The following is a 16,850-nucleotide window of genomic DNA, read 5'->3' on the forward strand; positions in this document are numbered from 1 at the left end:
TTAGTCCTTTTATTCTTTTCAATCAATTATTAGTCCTGTGTCTTTATTAATTTCTGGTATTTGTGGTTCATTGTTTTTATTTCAACGATATACTAAATTATAGTTTCAAATAAAATCTGAATCATTTTTTAAGTGTTGTCATCAAGTGTTTTGATTATTAATAAAATTATTATCAAAATAAAATTTTGTCGTTATATAATTATTTTCATATTTATTTATATAAAAATATCATTTATTAGTAGCAGTTAAAAATTCTTTATTAGGTGCCTGTGTTCTAGGAATATTAGTTCATTTGCTATTTTCTGGTGGTTGTTGTGGTTCTGGTGTAGGTTTATTACCCCCCCCCGTTTTCATTATTATTTGGTTTTTCACAACTAATTAATGTTGTTGTACTTGTTGCTGTTAATCCGATTATTCCTAAAATACTTAGTAACTTTTTCATATTTTACTTCTCCTTTATTAAAATTACTTGAATGCTATAATTGATTTTATCATATATCAATAATGTATTAAATAATTTTAATATTAAATTTATAAATTAATGAAAGGTATATAAATGTTATGTATAGTCATTTAAGTTTTATTGATAGGGTTAAATTGGAAAAATTATTATTATCAAAATTATTTTTAAAAAAGAATGGTGAAATAAATATTTCACAAATTGCTAAATGTTTGAACAGAAATCGTAGTACTATTTTGCGAGAAATTAAGCGTTTTAAAACTATTGATGAATATAGTGCTTATAAGTCAGATAAAATGTATTATGAGAAAAGAAAAAAGAATAATAAAAGATATAAGTTTACAGAAGAACAATTAAATTTTATTAATATAAGATTTAATGTTTATCGTGATTCTCCATCACAACTTATTCATCGTTATTTTCTAAAGTTTGGTATTAAATTTCCTGTTTGTGTTAAAACATTGTATAAATGAATTCGTTTGGGTTTTTATGGTTTTTTAAAACAGAATTTACGTCATCGTGGTAAAAAATATAAAACAAAAGGAAAATTTGATAATCGTGGTAAATTAATTAATTTTAAATCAATATGAGATATTGAGAATAAAGAGACTGATGTTGGTTGATTTGAAATGGATACCATAGTTGGAAAAGAGCATCAATCTAGTAATTTGGTTTTAGTTGAACAAAATAGTAAAAGTTATTTTGTTATGAAATTAAAAAATCATACTGCTAATGAAGTTGTGGAAAAGTTTAAAGATATTGTTATAAGTAATAATTTATTTGGGAAAATTAAAGGAATAATAACTGATAGAGGAAAAGAATTTAGTAAATGAAGAGAATTAGAAATATTTGCTGAAACACAAGTTTATTTTTGTGACCCTGGTAAACCACAACAAAAACCATTAATTGAATATATGAATTCTGAACTTAGACAATGATTTCCTGAGGGAACTGATTTTAATAATGTTAGTCAACAAAAAATAAATTGAGTAGTTAATGTTATAAATGATAAATTAAGGCCTGTTCTTAATTGAAAAACAGCAAAAGAGGTATTTTCAGATAATTTTAAATAGGTTTATTTGAAGTAATTTAATAAATTATTTTTTAGTGTGCTTAATTTTCCTTAAAATAAAATAAAAACTATAAATATTTTGATTTTTAAAAATTTATAATTGATTTTTTATGATTTTTATTGTATTATTTGACTAATAAGATTTGTTGCACTTCATTTTACATAATTCCATCAAAAGAAACTCGATCAGATGCTGAAACTTGACTAATACTTGCAACACAACGGCTAATCATTTTACCTTGTGGTTTTAGCTTACAAAAAACTTTAATTTTATTTGCTATCTTAAAATTCAAATTTTGACATGCTTGATAAACCTTACTAGCTGCTGCTGTATCAATAATTTTTAGTTTAAAAGACTCTCATTCTTTATCTAACTTCACTTGCTGATAATTAATTCGTAATTTATCAACTTGAACTTCATCTTTATATAAAATAATATCTTCGTTATTAGCATCATAACAATATTCTGAACCTAAATCAGAAAAACATAATTGTAAATAATCAATTTCAAAAAGATTAACTTGCATCATTTCACCATTGTTCCTTTTTATATTATTTTAACCTTATCATAAAAATTAAGCCCATGCAATTATCTGCTTTAAAATAACCTTATTTTTGTTGTGATAAATAAAGTTTAATTTGAGCCCCTTTTTGCCGAATATTTTTTAAAAAAGTTCGCTTTCCTAGAAATCGGACCGCCCCACCAATTGTTTGTTCTTTTTGAATTCGTTGTAAATATGTAACTCGCGTGCGGTTTGGTTTGATTTTTTCAAACCGAAAAATTGTTCAATAAGTATCTTGGTCAACTTTTGTTTGTAAACTATAGATTTTGTTACGGACATATTCGTTACATTAATAACTTTGGCCAGTACTTTTATCGTGTAACATAAGATCTTGCTTTAAGTTATCTAACGGTAGTTTTTCGCGCATCGTTAATAATGATAATGTAACAATTTTTTTAAATAGTGGGTCAATTGCTTCAAAGACATCAAAAGTATAATGTCCCTCACAAAGACGGTGAACTTCGTCAAAATTATTATAATATTTTCGATCTAAACTATTCGTATTAGCGGCTGTTTTTCAAATTCCCATCCGTTACTTGACACCTCCAGTTATGTTTTCTTTATTTTACGATTCTTTTTTGCTAATTGTTTTGCATTTTTTTTATCTTTTCGTGCTTGACGATATTTTACTACTAATTCATTATGTAAAGTTTTTCATTCCTTATGATAACGTTCTTTTAAAACACGACGATCTTGGAGATTCGGACTCTGTTTTAATTCCGCACGTTGTTGCAAACGCAATGCTTTTGCTTGTGGTTCAGCATAATTACGACCCGTAAACAAGAATTGAATTCGACCTAAATAATTAAGAGAAACAGCAGTATCATTATTTTTGGCAATTTTATTTGCAATTAAAATAAACGGAATGTAAAGGACAGCCATTAAAATTAAATTTGAGAGGGCTAAAATAATTCCCTTCCAACTTCCCGTTGTAATGAAAGCACCAACTCCTACCGGCGCCACTCACGGAATTAATAATGCTGCGCCTGGCACGACCCCTGTTGAAATTCAAAATCATGTTCAAATCACAATTAAACATGGCCCAATAATTGCTGGAATAGCCATTACTGGGTTTAAGATTAAGGGATACGCAAAGGTTACTAGTTCATTAATGTTAAAGATTCCTGGCGCAATTGAACTTTTTGAGATAGTTCGTGCTTGTTTATCACGCCCCATAATTAGAGTAATAAGTAATAACCCTAAGGACATTCCTCATCCCCCTAAAAAGATAAAGCCATCAAAAAATCCTTGTGAAAAAATAAATGGTAAACTTTGACTAGCTTTAAAAGCAATTGAATTTTGTACTGTTGCATATAACCAAACTGGGGCAAAAATTCCATTCATAATGTTTGTCCCATGTAAACCAAAGAACCAAAAGAATGATACAAATAAAATATATAATAAGGCAAATCCTAGTCCCACATCGGGATTAGACGCAGCGTTCATAAAAGGATATGTAAAAAATTTATAAATTAAAGCTTTAATTTTGTCGAAAACTCTTGATGAAATAAAAAAAATCATCAATATGACAATTTGAAAACTAATTTTGTGTAAGATTATGATTTTGCTTTAAATTTTTTAAACGTTAAAATATAATACCGTTGATTGTTGGTTTGGTGTTAAACCTTTGTGTTGGTATTTTCATTTTCAGAGCTTTAAATAATTTTGAATATTAGTGAAACCCAAACCATGATAATGAATTAAGGCTTCTTTAAGACTGGATTGTAATTTACTAATCTTATTTAACTTTTGATAACTAGTATCAGGGTTTGTACTAGTTTTGGTGGAATATAGAGTAGAATTTGTTTGTTTTGCTACTAATAAATATAGTGGTTGCATATCAGAAATAATTATTGATTTTTCTTTAATTAGTTGCTTATTCATATTTTCAATAATCCATTGTTTTTGTAATCTTTTGGTATTGGTGGATTGAACAAAAATATTATTATTGCTATCAACCGCCATTTGAATACAGCATTTGGTATCAGTTGAAAATGGATCGAGATGAGTTTTTCGTTTATCAAATTTATCTTTAAAATTGCCTTTATGAATTTCTTTAATAAATGTTTCATCCATTTGGATTTGACCATTTAATTTTTTAAATTTTAACTGTGTATTTTCTAATTGTTTTGATTGCATTAATTTTTGTCGATTATATCAAGCGGTTTTTGGGGTTGTTTTAATAAAACGAGAAATTATTTTACCAGATTGTCCTAACAATGAAATTTGAATTAATAAATTTCACTGTTCATAATTTAAATGACTTCAATAAGTAAAATGATGACGAAATGCATCAAAACTAGCACGACATTTTTTACATAAATATTTTTGTTTTCCTTCGGAATTATGACCATTTTTAACACAATGAAAAGATTTGCAATTAGGACATATAATGCCTTTATCTCTAAATTTTTGATCAATTTCATTTAAACGTTTTTGTTTTTTAATTAAGTCTGCTTGTTGTTTTATTTTTTCATAAAATTCTAAAAATTGATCATCTGTTAAGCTATTTATTAATTCTGTAATTATTTTTTTCATCATTTATTTACCTCTATATATTAAAAATATACCTAATTTTAGGTATATTTTATAAATATCAAGAGTTTTCGACAAAATTAAAGAATTAAAGTAACTAATGTTAATGCTTTAAAATTTAAATTAAAAGCACTATATTCTGAATTTGTTGCAATGTCCTTCAATGGTCCAAATTGTCCTCACATTGAATCAGCAGTCATTGTTAAATATTCAATCTTTTTCACTAATGCAATTTGAGCATCAGTTAAAGGTTCTAAAGTTCCATTTAATAGTTGAAACATTTCCCCTTCCGTATTTCGAAAAATTCCTGCAAAATCAGATTGTTTAGTAAATTGTGCATTAAATTGATCAATCACCGTATATTCAATTGGTGCTCAAATTAATAACTGTGATACGATCCCAAATAAAAAAGTTGTAATAATCATTGGTAATAATTTTGCAAAAACATGACCAACGGCGGGGGGAACATTTTTTGGCATCCTAATTGCTAACCGATTATTGCGTTGTAGAAAAATAAATAATTCCGCACTTAAAAAGGCAATAATAATGCCAGAAAACAACCCTTCTGCTCCCATAAATTTATGCGCAAATTCTCAACCACCAATCCCTGCTCCCGCGACAATAAAAGTGGCAAAATAAACAATTCCATCCATAATTGCTGGGTCTTGACCACGACGTTTTCCTAATAAATAACCAATTAGAAAAACAATATATAACGTCATCACCATTAAGGAAGCATTTCAAATTACCCCATTAACAGATTTTAACGCTTCAAGGGCATTCACAGCATTAGGCAAAAAAACAATGTTATCACCATCAAAACCATTATGCATTTTACTTCAATACAATTTATTTGGTTTTGTCCTCACTGATTCTCCCATAATTAAATCATCTCCTTTCTCAAATTATAAATTTAATTTTTGTAACGCAAAAGATAAGACTTTGTCACCATCACCCATCCCATAATCCATTTGATCAATTACAAAAACCGGAATTTAATATTTAATTGTTTTGTTAAAACGATCTAATTCATAACGAACTTGTGGTCCTAATAATAAAATGCTAGATTCTTGCCAACGATGAATTGCCTCAATGGTTGGAATTGCTAAAACAGTTATCTCACAATCTAGCTTTTTCGCTGCTTCTTCCATTCGTTGGACCAAAATTGATGTACTCATCCCGGCGGAACAAGCCAACATAATAATTGGTTTTGCATCCATTATTTTGGTTTCCTTTCTCTAAATTTTATTATTTTAAATGATTATAAAGAGTAAATAGTTGCTAATTCCAAGCTTTTCTACTTTTAGTTTATCACAGTTTTTGTTATAACAAAAAAAAACGGAAAGTTCAATCCGTTCCAAAAAAATTTTTTTCTTACTTTTTATTAATAAGTTGGTCATTAATCAAAACAATAAATTTATCAAAACTAACAGTTGTTTGTTCTTCTTGACCATAAATCCGATATGTAATTAATTTTTGATCACGTTCTTGATCACCAATAACAATTTGATATGGGATTTTTGCTACTTGTGCTTCACGAATTTTATAACTTAACCGTTCATCGCGATCATCAATACTTGTTCGTAATTTTAGTTTTTTAAATTGTTGGTGTAGTTCTTCAGCGTATGCTAAATGATGTTGATTATTAACAGGCATTAAAACAATTTGTTTTGGTGCTAGTCAAAATGGCAAGACCCCTTTTGATTGTTCTAATAAAATTGCAATGAAACGTTCATAAGTACCAATTAAACCACGATGTAACATTACTGGCATTGCTTTTTCCCCATTTGAGTCAATATAACTTAACTTAAATTTTTGGGGTAGTAAAAAATCAAATTGCAATGTTGAAACAGTAATTTCATGGTTTAAAGCTGTTTTAATTTGAACATCTAATTTTGGACCATAAAAAGCCGCTTCACCAACCATTCGAACATATGGGGTTTTTAAATCATCTAAAGCTTCTTGTAACATTTGCTCAGCATGATTTCACATTTGATCATCATCATAATATTTTTCCTTATTAGCTGGGTCTCGTAATGATAACGAATAATAATCAACACTAATATTTAAAGTTGTTAAAACTTCACTAATTAACTTAAAACAACGTTTAAATTCTTCTTTTAACTGGTCATGACGAAGAAAAATATGTGAATCAGTTAATTGCATCATTCGCACCCGTTCTAGTCCTGTTAAACTCCCCGATGTTTCATAACGGTGTAAAATGGCATGTTCGGCAATTCGAAGGGGCAAATCACGATAACTACGTTGTTTATAATTATAAACAGCAATATGATGGGGACAAGCCATTGGTCGTAAAACACTAATTTCATTATCTTGTGACATTGGCGCAAACATATTTTCCTGATAATGATCTCAGTGCCCAGAAATCTTATACATTTCACTTGTCCCAATAACAGGAGTATCAACTTCAATAAAATCATATTCTCATTCTTTTTCCCGAATATATTCTTGTAACACTTTTTTTAAAACCATACCATTTGGTAATCAAATTGGTAACCCTGGTCCAACTAACTGATCAAAAGTAAAAATTTCAAGGTCTTTGCCAATTTTACGATGATCACGCTCTTTTCGTTCTTGATAAGTAAGCATTAATTGTTCAAATAGTTCACGAGAAAAATGAGCACCACCAGTAATTCGTTGCAACATTTTATTTTTAGCATCATCTTTTCAATATGCTCCAGCTAAGGCTCATAATTTAAAAACTTTAATATTTTTAGGCGGAACAACGGGATAATTATTTGATAAATATAATTGTTCAGCCACAAAGTAAGCACATTGTTCAGCAACCGCTTGGTCACTCATTGTTGCTAAGAAGTATTCATTATTTTGATATCATTTTTTTGCATCTGCTCCTGACCCACAAACAGAATTAATTGTAATATTATTATTAATTAATTTTGTTATTTCTGCTTCAATAGCACTAATATCAGTTTCTTTTAGATGTGGTTCAACATCAATATCAACGAAAAAAGTATCATCTTGGTAAGCAATTTGTGCAATACGAACCGTTGGATATAAATTAGTAATTGCTTTTGCAGTTATTAACCCTGCGGTATAATTAATCATTGATAATGCTAACGGTGATTTATCCGTAATAATTTCTAATGTGCCATCGGTTGTTATCAAATAATCTAAATGACAAACTTTGTTAGCAAAGACTCCTCCTAAGGCTGCTTTCCCCAAACTTGGTGCAATACTAGTTGCAATTGCTTGAATTGTTTGTGGTTCTGCTAATTCACGCACCTGACCATCAGGTAAAGTAATTTTAATCATTTTGTATCTTCCTTTCTAAAAGAAAAACTCGCTCCCAATATTATTCCTTAATAACACTAGGAGCGAGTTTTTCACGGTACCATCCTAATTAAATTAGGTTTAAACCTAATTTATCTTTCACACTTAATAACGAAAAGTGCTTAAACGTAAACATTATTGTTGCTAGTAATTTAACTATTCTTTTGTTAAGCTTCCATCATCCTTAACTTGCTGGGAAAAGAAGTGTCGTTAAACTATGGTCAACTCGTTTAATTTATTTAATTGTAATTTCTTTAATTTCTTCATTACGAGCAAATAAGATTGTTGAACCAACTTTTGCTCCTCATTTTTTTGCAACTTCGCAAATTGCTTGATCATTAGTTTTAAACTCATCATAATTATCAACTTTGTTCATAAAAATTGAATGTCATACTCCAAAAGCGGTATATAACGTTGGAATTGGAGTAACTCCTAAAATTATAACATTGGGACGGAATTTTGAAATTGTTTTCAATAGTTCGCCCGTATTTGAAACAACCACTGCATATTCATATTTACCATCTTTAGCTTTATTTGCTAATTTTTTAGCAATTTCAGCTCGTGGTCCAGATGTTGAACGGGTCGCATCTTCTAATTGTTTATCATAGTATAATTTTGAATAAAACTCATGTTCAGCACGTTTATTAATTAAAGCCATTGTGCCAACAGTAATAAAGGGATAGTCACCATTTGCTGATTCTCCTGATAACATCGTTGCATCAGACCCTAATTCTGTTGCAAAGTAAACATCAGTTACTTCCGCTCTTGTTGGCGAAGGGTTTTCTGTCATTGTTTCTAACATTTGTGTTGCTACAATTACAATTTTTCCTGCTTCACGACATTTACGAATAATGATTTTTTCTCAATATGGAACATCATAATAAGGAATCTCTAATCCTAAGTCTCCCCGTGCCACCATAATTCCGTCTGCAGCAGCAATAATTTCATCAATATTATTAATTCCAATTTGTGATTCAATCTTCGCAATAATTTGAATGTGCTCCACACTACATTCTTTTAATAGTTTTCGAATTTCTTTGATATTTGCTGCTGTATTAACAAATGAAGCAGCAATATAATCAATTCCTTGTTCCACTCCAAATTTAATATCATTAATATCTTTTTCGGCTAAAAACGGTAGGGTAAAATCAACCCCTGGTAAATTAATTCTTTTATTTGTTTTAACAATGTGATGATTAAATGCTTTTGTTTCAATTAAGCCTAGTTTAATTGCAATAACATTTAATTGTAATTTCCCATCATCAACTAACACCACATCCCCAACTTTTAAATCTTGGGACATATCATAAGAAACTGTCATTTCAGTTCCCGTTCCCTCACGGGTTTGATATTCATTTGGTAATGAATAAATCGTGACAGTTGCTCCAGCAAGAATTTCTTGTTTTCCATCTTTCACTATTCCAACACGAATTTCTGGTCCTTTCGTATCTAATAAAACTGAAATTGGTTTTCCAATTTTTGCACTAACTTCTTTTGCTCAAACAATTCGTGCCCCTTGTTCTTCATGATCTCCATGTGAAAAGTTTAACCGAATCGTATTCATCCCCACTTTGAACAATTCTTCAATCGCCCCCGCTGAATGCGTACTTGGTCCTATTGTTGTAATAATCTTTGTTCGTTTTATTTTCTCATTAATATTAAAGTTATCCATTCTTTTGACAATCTCCTTCTAAAAAATATCTTACCACCTTATTTTATCGCAAAATTATGATTTTTGATAAATATTCTGATTTAATTCATCAAATTGTGCTCAGATTTTTTTGCGTGAATAACGCGGGATACTTAATGCTTCCATAATTGGTCGTGCCACAATTTGATCACCTTGATTTCCAATTGCTAAACCACCACGTCCAGCAATAATTTGTTCAACAGCAAATTGAGCCATTTGAAAAGCACGATAACGTTCCATTGCGGTTGGAATTCCCCCCCGTTGAGTATGTCCTAAGACTGTGGCACGTGTTACATAACCACTTTTCTGTTCCACTAATTTTGCTAATTCATGAACGTCAGGATAAATCATCTCACTAACAACAACAACAACACTACGTTTTTGAGCTTTGTGTAGTGCCGCAACACGATTAGCAATTTCATCAGCTGTTAAAGCTGCTTCATTAATTGAGATTAAATCAGCACCCCCAGCAATTCCAGCATATAAGGCAATATCACCACAAGCATGACCCATTACTTCAACAATTGCACAACGATTATGTGATTGCATTGTGTCACGTAAACGATCAATTGCTTCAACAACAATATTAATTGCTGTATCAAACCCAATCGTGTAATCTGACGAAGTAATGTCATTATCAATCGTACCTGGTAAAGCAACACAATTAATACCCATTTCTGTTAAACGTTGTGCACCTTGATAACTACCATCCCCACCAATAACAACTAATGCTTCAATTCCTTGTTGTTTTAAATTAGCAACAGCTTTTTCCCGTACTGCTGGTTCTTTAAACTCTGGTAACCGTGCGCTCCCAATAACAGTACCACCTAATCGCATAATACTATCCGCAAAATTATTATCGACAAGTTCAATTCAATTATTGACCAAGCCTAAATAACCATCTCGAATAATATAAGTTTCTAAGCCTTTTGCGTGTGCTGTTTTAATTACTCCCGCAATTGCAGCATTCATACCTTGCGAATCGCCTCCAGATGTTAGAATTCCAATTTTTTTCAACATATTGATACTCCTTTTCTTTTTTTCATCTTGGGAATTATGTAAAATGAAGTGCAACAAATCTTATTAGTCAAATAATACAATAAAAATCATAAAAAATCAATTATAAATTTTTAAAAATCAAAATATTTATAGTTTTTATTTTATTTTAAGGAAAATTAAGCACACTAAAAAATAATTTATTAAATTACTTCAAATAAACCTATTTAAAATTATCTGAAAATACCTCTTTTGCTGTTTTTCAATTAAGAACAGGCCTTAATTTATCATTTATAACATTAACTACTCAATTTATTTTTTGTTGACTAACATTATTAAAATCAGTTCCCTTAGGAAATCATTGTCTAAGTTCAGAATTCATATATTCAATTAATGGTTTTTGTTGTGGTTTACCGGGGTCACAAAAATAAACTTGTGTTTCAGCAAATATTTCTAATTCTCTTCATTTACTAAATTCTTTTCCTCTATCAGTTATTATTCCTTTAATTTTCCCAAATAAATTATTACTTATAACAATATCTTTAAACTTTTCCACAACTTCATTAGCAGTATGATTTTTTAATTTCATAACAAAATAACTTTTACTATTTTGTTCAACTAAAACCAAATTACTAGATTGATGCTCTTTTCCAACTATGGTATCCATTTCAAATCAACCAACATCTGTTTCTTTATTTTCAATATCTCATATTGATTTAAATCTTTCATCTAATTTCCCACGATTATCAGGTCTTTTCTTTTTTCTATTTATTCTACCACCATTTAATAAATTTTTCTTTAACAAACCCAAAAGACCTAAAAAAATTCATTTATAAAATGTTTTAAGACAGGCAGGAAATTTGATACCGAATTTTATTAAAAATCGCTGAATAATTTCTGCTGGTGAATCACCCAAAATATTAAATCGTAAATTTAAAAATTATTGTTGTTCTTCTGTAAATGTAGGTATTTTTTTAATACACTTTTGTCGTTTTTTATAATAATCATCATGTGCCTCACGGGCATTATAATCTTCTATATTTGTAAATCTATTAATTTCTCTTTTAACAGTATTAATATCTCTTCCTGTTTGTCTTGATATTTCAGATAAATTAAGTGTGCCATTTTTCTTTTTGCAACTATCAGATAAAAATAAATCCTTAAAAAATCTTCGTTCATCATATTTTACATGTGTATAATCTTTCATTACTCTATATTTCCTCCAATTCTTTTATAAAAATAGTTATACATTAAATTTATAAAAAAGATAAATTTTCACATTTTTTTAAATTAAAATTATTCTTTAATTTTGTCGAAAACTCTTGATATTTATAAAATATACCTAAAATTAGGTATATTTTTAATATATAGAGGTAAATAAATGATGAAAAAAATAATTACAGAATTAATAAATAGCTTAACAGATGATCAATTTTTAGAATTTTATGAAAAAATAAAACAACAAGCAGACTTAATTAAAAAACAAAAACGTTTAAATGAAATTGATCAAAAATTTAGAGATAAAGGCATTATATGTCCTAATTGCAAATCTTTTCATTGTGTTAAAAATGGTCATAATTCCGAAGGAAAACAAAAATATTTATGTAAAAAATGTCGTGCTAGTTTTGATGCATTTCGTCATCATTTTACTTATTGAAGTCATTTAAATTATGAACAGTGAAATTTATTAATTCAAATTTCATTGTTAGGACAATCTAGTAAAATAATTTCTCGTTTTATTAAAACAACCCCAAAAACCGCTTGATATAATCGACAAAAATTAATGCAATCAAAACAATTAGAAAATACACAGTTAAAATTTAAAAAATTAAATGGTCAAATCCAAATGGATGAAACATTTATTAAAGAAATTCATAAAGGCAATTTTAAAGATAAATTTGATAAACGAAAAACTCATCTCGATCCATTTTCAACTGATACCAAATGCTGTATTCAAATGGCAGTTGATAGCAATAATAATATTTTTGTTCAATCCACCAATACCAAAAGATTACAAAAACAATGGATTATTGAAAATATGAATAAGCAACTAATTAAAGAAAAATCAATAATTATTTCTGATATGCAACCACTATATTTATTAGTAGCAAAACAAACAAATTCTACTCTATATTCCACCAAAACTAGTACAAACCCTGATACTAGTTATCAAAAGTTAAATAAGATTAGTAAATTACAATCCAGTCTTAAAGAAGCCTTAATTCATTATCATGGTTTGGGTTTCACTAATATTCAAAATTATTTAAAGCTCTGAAAATGAAAATACCAACACAAAGGTTTAACACCAAACCAACAATCAACGGTATTATATTTTAACGTTTAAAAAATTTAAAGCAAAATCATAATCTTACACAAAATTAGTTTTCAAATTGTCATATTGATGATTTTTTTTATTTCATCAAGAGTTTTCGACAAAATTAAAGAAATTATTGACAAATATATTATTAATTATATAATTATATTGTAACAAGCTCCAATTTATCTCTATATGCTTGTATAATAAAATAAAAAGTAAAGTAATTTACTTTTTTTTTATTTTGATGTAAAATATAAATAATAAAAAAAGAACAAATATTATATTAAGTTCTTTGATATATTGATACAGTTTTATAGGTTTTATTACTCTTTTATTTAATCATATTCATTAAATAATAGCAATTTTAATATGCAAAAAGGAGTAAAAAATGAAAGAATTTAATCCAAAAACAGCAAGTTTGGCGACTTTTTATCGTAAAATAGAGCAATTTTGAGAAAATAAATCACCTAATAAACCATATACTTTGAATGATTTAACCAATGAATTCAATCTTTCTCGCAAGTGAAGATATGATACTTATGCGAGCGAAAAGATAGTTCCTTTACTTGAAAAACAAGTTGATAGAATTGAAAGTGAAATAATTAAATTTATGATGAAATCACCTGATGGTGCTAAATTATATTGACAACGAGCATTTAATTATAAATATTCACTGCAAGAAAAACAGTTAGAACAAGAATTAAACTTAAATAATCAACAACCAATAATTGTTAATTTACAAACTGATATTAGAGATATTAAAAAAGAAAGTGATAATAATGCTTAATCATTTTACTTATTTGTTAGAAACTCCTTATTGGTTATTGCAAAATAGTAGTATTGGTAATAAATATCCATTTGCTAAAAAATATGAGTTGGTTAATGAAATTAATCAAATTGGAACACGATATAGTGGTAAGACTATTTCAAATATTAAAATGTTTGGTGAATTATTAAAAATTAGTTTATTAATTAAAGAACCAATTTGTATCATTGCTAGTATGTATTGAAGTAAAGATTTAAAAGATAGTGTATTTCAAAATATATGAAATATGTTAGATGAAAATCATATTCCTTATACTATTAATTTATCAAATTTTACTTTTACTTTATCAAATGGTAGCAAAATATATTGTAAAGGTTTACATTCACCAAGTCGTAAAGAAAAATTAAAAGCTTTTGCTGATTTGAATAAATATAAATTAGTTATTGATTGAAGAGAAGAATGTGACCAATTTCAACAAAAAGATTTAAGTGATTTAGAGTTTGCTATTCGTGGTTATCAAAATAAAATAACAATTAATACATGTAATCCTGAGAGTTTAAAACGATATATTGTTGGTTATTGTAATGAATTAATGTCTTTTGATGAAGAAATAATGCGTAGTAAATATGAACAAATAAAATATATTGAAAAATGAAATATGAAGATTATTATTCATTATTCTAGTTGAAGACTTAATTATGAATTACCACAAGATAAAGTTAATGAACAATTAAGATTAGAGAAGTTAGATATTGAAAGAGCAAGAGTTTGGAGTTGAGGTTTACCAGGTAATACTAGTGGTTCAATCTTTGCAAGATATCTTGATATTATGCAAGCAACAGATATTATTCAACCAACTAAGTTATTAGGTGGTGTTGACTTAGCAAACTCTACTAGTCCTAAGGGACATACAACAGCAGCGAGTTTTTGAATATATAATTCATTTGATAAAAAAGCCTATAAAGTAGCAGAATATACTCATTCAAATGCTATACAGCAATTTAAAGGACCATTAGAACAAGTTAAAGATATTTTAGAGTTTTACAACAATCAATTAAATCAATATTTTAATTTAATTCAGCAAGGTATATCAATTAATGTTGATGATAGTGCTTATGCAACATTAGAAAGTTTAAACCGAGAGAAATACAATTATACTTTTGGTCAATACATGCATTTTAAACCAGCACAAAAGCAGAAATTTAAAATACGACACCGTATTGAAGCATTTACTATGTTAATAAATACTAATCAATTAAAATGATTATGAGAAAAATGTCCTGTAAGTAAAACCCAATATGAATTAATTCAATGAGAAGATAAACCTGATGCTAGAGAAGAACGAATGTTAGATTTATATGATGATACATTTGATAGTGATTTTTATGCTTTACACTTTGAATTAGTACCAATGGTTAAACATAATAGTTCAGCAGATTATAAATTATGACAACAAAGGGAGTGAATAACTTAATGAAAAAAGATATTTATGTAATACATGATGAACGTGTAATAAATGCAAAAAGACCATATATGTCTGTTTGTGGACAAGTTAAAAAAAGACTTTGTCAAGAATTAAATAAAGATAATATCGCAATATGTAATTTAAATTTATATAACGAATATATTAATAAATATCAAAAAGTTAAAGTATGTGTACAAGTTTTAGCAAATGAACCAAATTTATTAACAGTAAATATTATTAATTATGCACTTATTTTAAAATTAAAGGAGCAAAATAACAATGAATAATACTTTCCATAGTTTACCAAACTTAAATGATATTAATAGTGTTTTAAAATTTTATAATTATGATTGAACTATTAATTTAGCCAATATTATTGCTCGTCATCAAATGCGATTAGTTAATGGTAAAGATATTTTATTTAAGTCTCATCGTAAAGACATTTTAGAAAAATTAAATTGATGATATGAAACTTATAAAATAAAAGAAAAATTAGATAAAAATGAATTAACAGCAAGTTTAATGGGCAAAACTATTTTTGGTTTATTAGAAACATCAGATGGCAATATTGATTTATGAATTAATCCTTTTAACTTTACATCTCGTGTAAGTAAAATAAACGAAATTGAACAAGGTGCTGATATTTGATTAAATTATCATCAATCAGATAGTGGTTTTATTTTAAATTTAATTTGTACCAAAGATAAAATAGTTATAAAAGGTTGACCTAAAAATAATGAAGTAGTTGTTGGACAAAGTAAAACACAAATTAAAGATGATGTTAAACCTGTTTTAGTACAAGAATTTAAAAATAAATTAGGCATAGTTCCTTTTTGAGAAATGATTAATGAACCTAACCCCTTATTTTTATCTACATCAACTACATTAAACCCATGGCCTACTATGGCAAATTGTTATAAATTACAATTTGATTTAGAAGATAGTTTTAATATTAAATCAAAAGAAAGATGAGCAAATCGTACTCATTGATATGGAATATTAGATGATGATTTAATGACTGCTTATAACAAAGGTAATAAAAAAGTATTACAAGATGCTTTTGATGATATTTTTATTCAATCAGGTCAATCAGCAGTAGATGGCCAATTATCACAATCTTTACAAGTAGTACAAGGTACACCAACCTTAGAAACATATACTGAAGACCAAAAATCAATTATTGAACAAGTATATTTAGCCTGTCATTTTTCTAGTCCTTTTGGTGATAAATCAGATAATGACCAAAATAAAACACAGTCATTATTAACTAAAACAAAAGATTTAGAAAAACAAGCATATTTACAAGCATATCGTAAGCAATATTATACTAAGATATTTGATACAGTTTTAAAATATTATGGTTTATGAGATGGTGTCGGTGAACGACCTTATGGCTTTGATTTTATTAGTGCAAGTTTAGTTGACCAAATGCGCCAAAATGAATTAATTACTGCTAGATTAGATAATGGCACAATGGAACCAATAAGAGCAATTACTGAATATGATAATATTGATGAATTAGAAGCAACTAAATATTTTGAAAAAGTAGAGGCATGACAAGATAAAATGCAAGTCAAAGAAATAGAACATAATAATAAATTACTAGAATATGATGAAACTGGTAATAATCAAAATGCCTTACAAGGTAGAACAGAAATTAAGGAGAATTAACAA

The 16,850-nt window shown here is 27.8% G+C and carries 17 protein-coding genes and 1 pseudogene; 6 read left to right on the forward strand and 12 right to left on the reverse strand.

Annotated elements, in window-relative coordinates; all coding sequences use genetic code 4:
* Positions 1-9: 9 nt before the first annotated feature.
* Positions 10-354 carry a hypothetical protein gene (locus tag AACK91_RS01395; protein ID WP_338963594.1) on the reverse strand — a complete coding sequence of 115 codons (345 nt, stop codon included), beginning with the start codon at positions 352-354 and terminating at the stop codon, positions 10-12.
* Positions 335-442, reverse strand: a complete 108-nt coding sequence (locus AACK91_RS01400; RefSeq protein ID WP_338963595.1) for a lipoprotein — start codon at positions 440-442, stop codon at positions 335-337. The genes AACK91_RS01395 and AACK91_RS01400 overlap by 20 nt, the downstream gene beginning before the upstream one ends.
* A 119-nt stretch (positions 443-561) precedes the next feature.
* Between AACK91_RS01400 and AACK91_RS01405 the strand changes: the two genes are divergently transcribed.
* Positions 562-1,533 (forward strand): IS30 family transposase, encoded by a 972-nt coding sequence (locus AACK91_RS01405; RefSeq protein ID WP_338963596.1) that lies wholly within the window; start codon positions 562-564, stop codon positions 1,531-1,533.
* Between the two features lie 157 nt (positions 1,534-1,690).
* On the opposite strand, the gene AACK91_RS01410 is transcribed toward AACK91_RS01405, so the two are convergent.
* The 10 genes and pseudogenes from AACK91_RS01410 to AACK91_RS01455 all read right to left on the reverse strand — a co-directional run bounded on the left by AACK91_RS01410 (position 1,691) and on the right by AACK91_RS01455 (position 11,835).
* A complete protein-coding gene (locus AACK91_RS01410; protein WP_338963597.1) occupies positions 1,691-2,062 on the reverse strand; it encodes a hypothetical protein in 372 nt (123 codons plus the stop codon).
* A 322-nt stretch (positions 2,063-2,384) separates the two neighbouring features.
* Complete coding sequence (locus AACK91_RS01415; RefSeq protein ID WP_338963598.1) at positions 2,385-2,624, reverse strand: hypothetical protein; 240 nt, start codon at positions 2,622-2,624, stop codon at positions 2,385-2,387.
* 20 nt (positions 2,625-2,644) lie between these two features.
* Positions 2,645-3,658, reverse strand: a complete 1,014-nt coding sequence (locus AACK91_RS01420) for a PTS transporter subunit EIIC (RefSeq protein WP_338966555.1) — start codon at positions 3,656-3,658, stop codon at positions 2,645-2,647.
* Positions 3,659-3,673: 15 nt separating this feature from the next.
* Positions 3,674-4,636, reverse strand: a complete 963-nt coding sequence (locus AACK91_RS01425) for an IS1/IS1595 family N-terminal zinc-binding domain-containing protein (RefSeq protein WP_338963599.1) — start codon at positions 4,634-4,636, stop codon at positions 3,674-3,676.
* A gap of 74 nt (positions 4,637-4,710) precedes the next feature.
* Entirely contained in the window at positions 4,711-5,511 is an 801-nt protein-coding gene (locus AACK91_RS01430) for a PTS transporter subunit EIIC (RefSeq protein ID WP_338963600.1), read from the reverse strand.
* Positions 5,512-5,625: 114 nt separating this feature from the next.
* Positions 5,626-5,850, reverse strand: coding sequence for a hypothetical protein (locus AACK91_RS01435; protein WP_338963601.1), 225 nt, complete (start codon positions 5,848-5,850; stop codon positions 5,626-5,628).
* Between the two features lie 154 nt (positions 5,851-6,004).
* Entirely contained in the window at positions 6,005-7,924 is a 1,920-nt protein-coding gene (gene thrS, locus AACK91_RS01440; protein ID WP_338963602.1) for a threonine--tRNA ligase, read from the reverse strand.
* A gap of 253 nt (positions 7,925-8,177) precedes the next feature.
* A complete protein-coding gene (gene pyk / locus AACK91_RS01445; protein ID WP_338963603.1) occupies positions 8,178-9,614 on the reverse strand; it encodes a pyruvate kinase in 1,437 nt (478 codons plus the stop codon).
* Between the two features lie 54 nt (positions 9,615-9,668).
* Entirely contained in the window at positions 9,669-10,652 is a 984-nt protein-coding gene (gene pfkA / locus AACK91_RS01450) for a 6-phosphofructokinase (protein ID WP_338963604.1), read from the reverse strand.
* Between the two features lie 199 nt (positions 10,653-10,851).
* A pseudogene (locus AACK91_RS01455) lies at positions 10,852-11,835 on the reverse strand (IS30 family transposase).
* A 174-nt stretch (positions 11,836-12,009) separates the two neighbouring features.
* Between AACK91_RS01455 and AACK91_RS01460 the strand changes: the two are divergent.
* From AACK91_RS01460 to AACK91_RS01480, 5 genes are all read left to right on the forward strand, one after another.
* Entirely contained in the window at positions 12,010-12,972 is a 963-nt protein-coding gene (locus AACK91_RS01460; protein WP_338963247.1) for an IS1/IS1595 family N-terminal zinc-binding domain-containing protein, read from the forward strand.
* A gap of 361 nt (positions 12,973-13,333) precedes the next feature.
* Positions 13,334-13,732 (forward strand): hypothetical protein, encoded by a 399-nt coding sequence (locus AACK91_RS01465; RefSeq protein ID WP_338963605.1) that lies wholly within the window; start codon positions 13,334-13,336, stop codon positions 13,730-13,732.
* On the forward strand, positions 13,725-15,185 hold the full coding sequence (locus AACK91_RS01470) for a PBSX family phage terminase large subunit (protein WP_338963606.1): 1,461 nt from the start codon (positions 13,725-13,727) through the stop codon (positions 15,183-15,185). The genes AACK91_RS01465 and AACK91_RS01470 overlap by 8 nt, the downstream gene beginning before the upstream one ends.
* A complete protein-coding gene (locus AACK91_RS01475; RefSeq protein WP_338963607.1) occupies positions 15,185-15,463 on the forward strand; it encodes a hypothetical protein in 279 nt (92 codons plus the stop codon). Before AACK91_RS01470 ends, AACK91_RS01475 begins: the two co-directional genes overlap by 1 nt.
* Complete coding sequence (locus tag AACK91_RS01480) at positions 15,456-16,847, forward strand: hypothetical protein (RefSeq protein WP_338963608.1); 1,392 nt, start codon at positions 15,456-15,458, stop codon at positions 16,845-16,847. Before AACK91_RS01475 ends, AACK91_RS01480 begins: the two co-directional genes overlap by 8 nt.
* Positions 16,848-16,850: the final 3 nt, after the last annotated feature.

Source organism: Spiroplasma endosymbiont of Sarcophaga carnaria (assembly GCF_964019595.1).
Classification (GTDB): Bacteria; Bacillota_I; Bacilli_A; order Mycoplasmatales; family Mycoplasmataceae; genus Spiroplasma; species Spiroplasma poulsonii.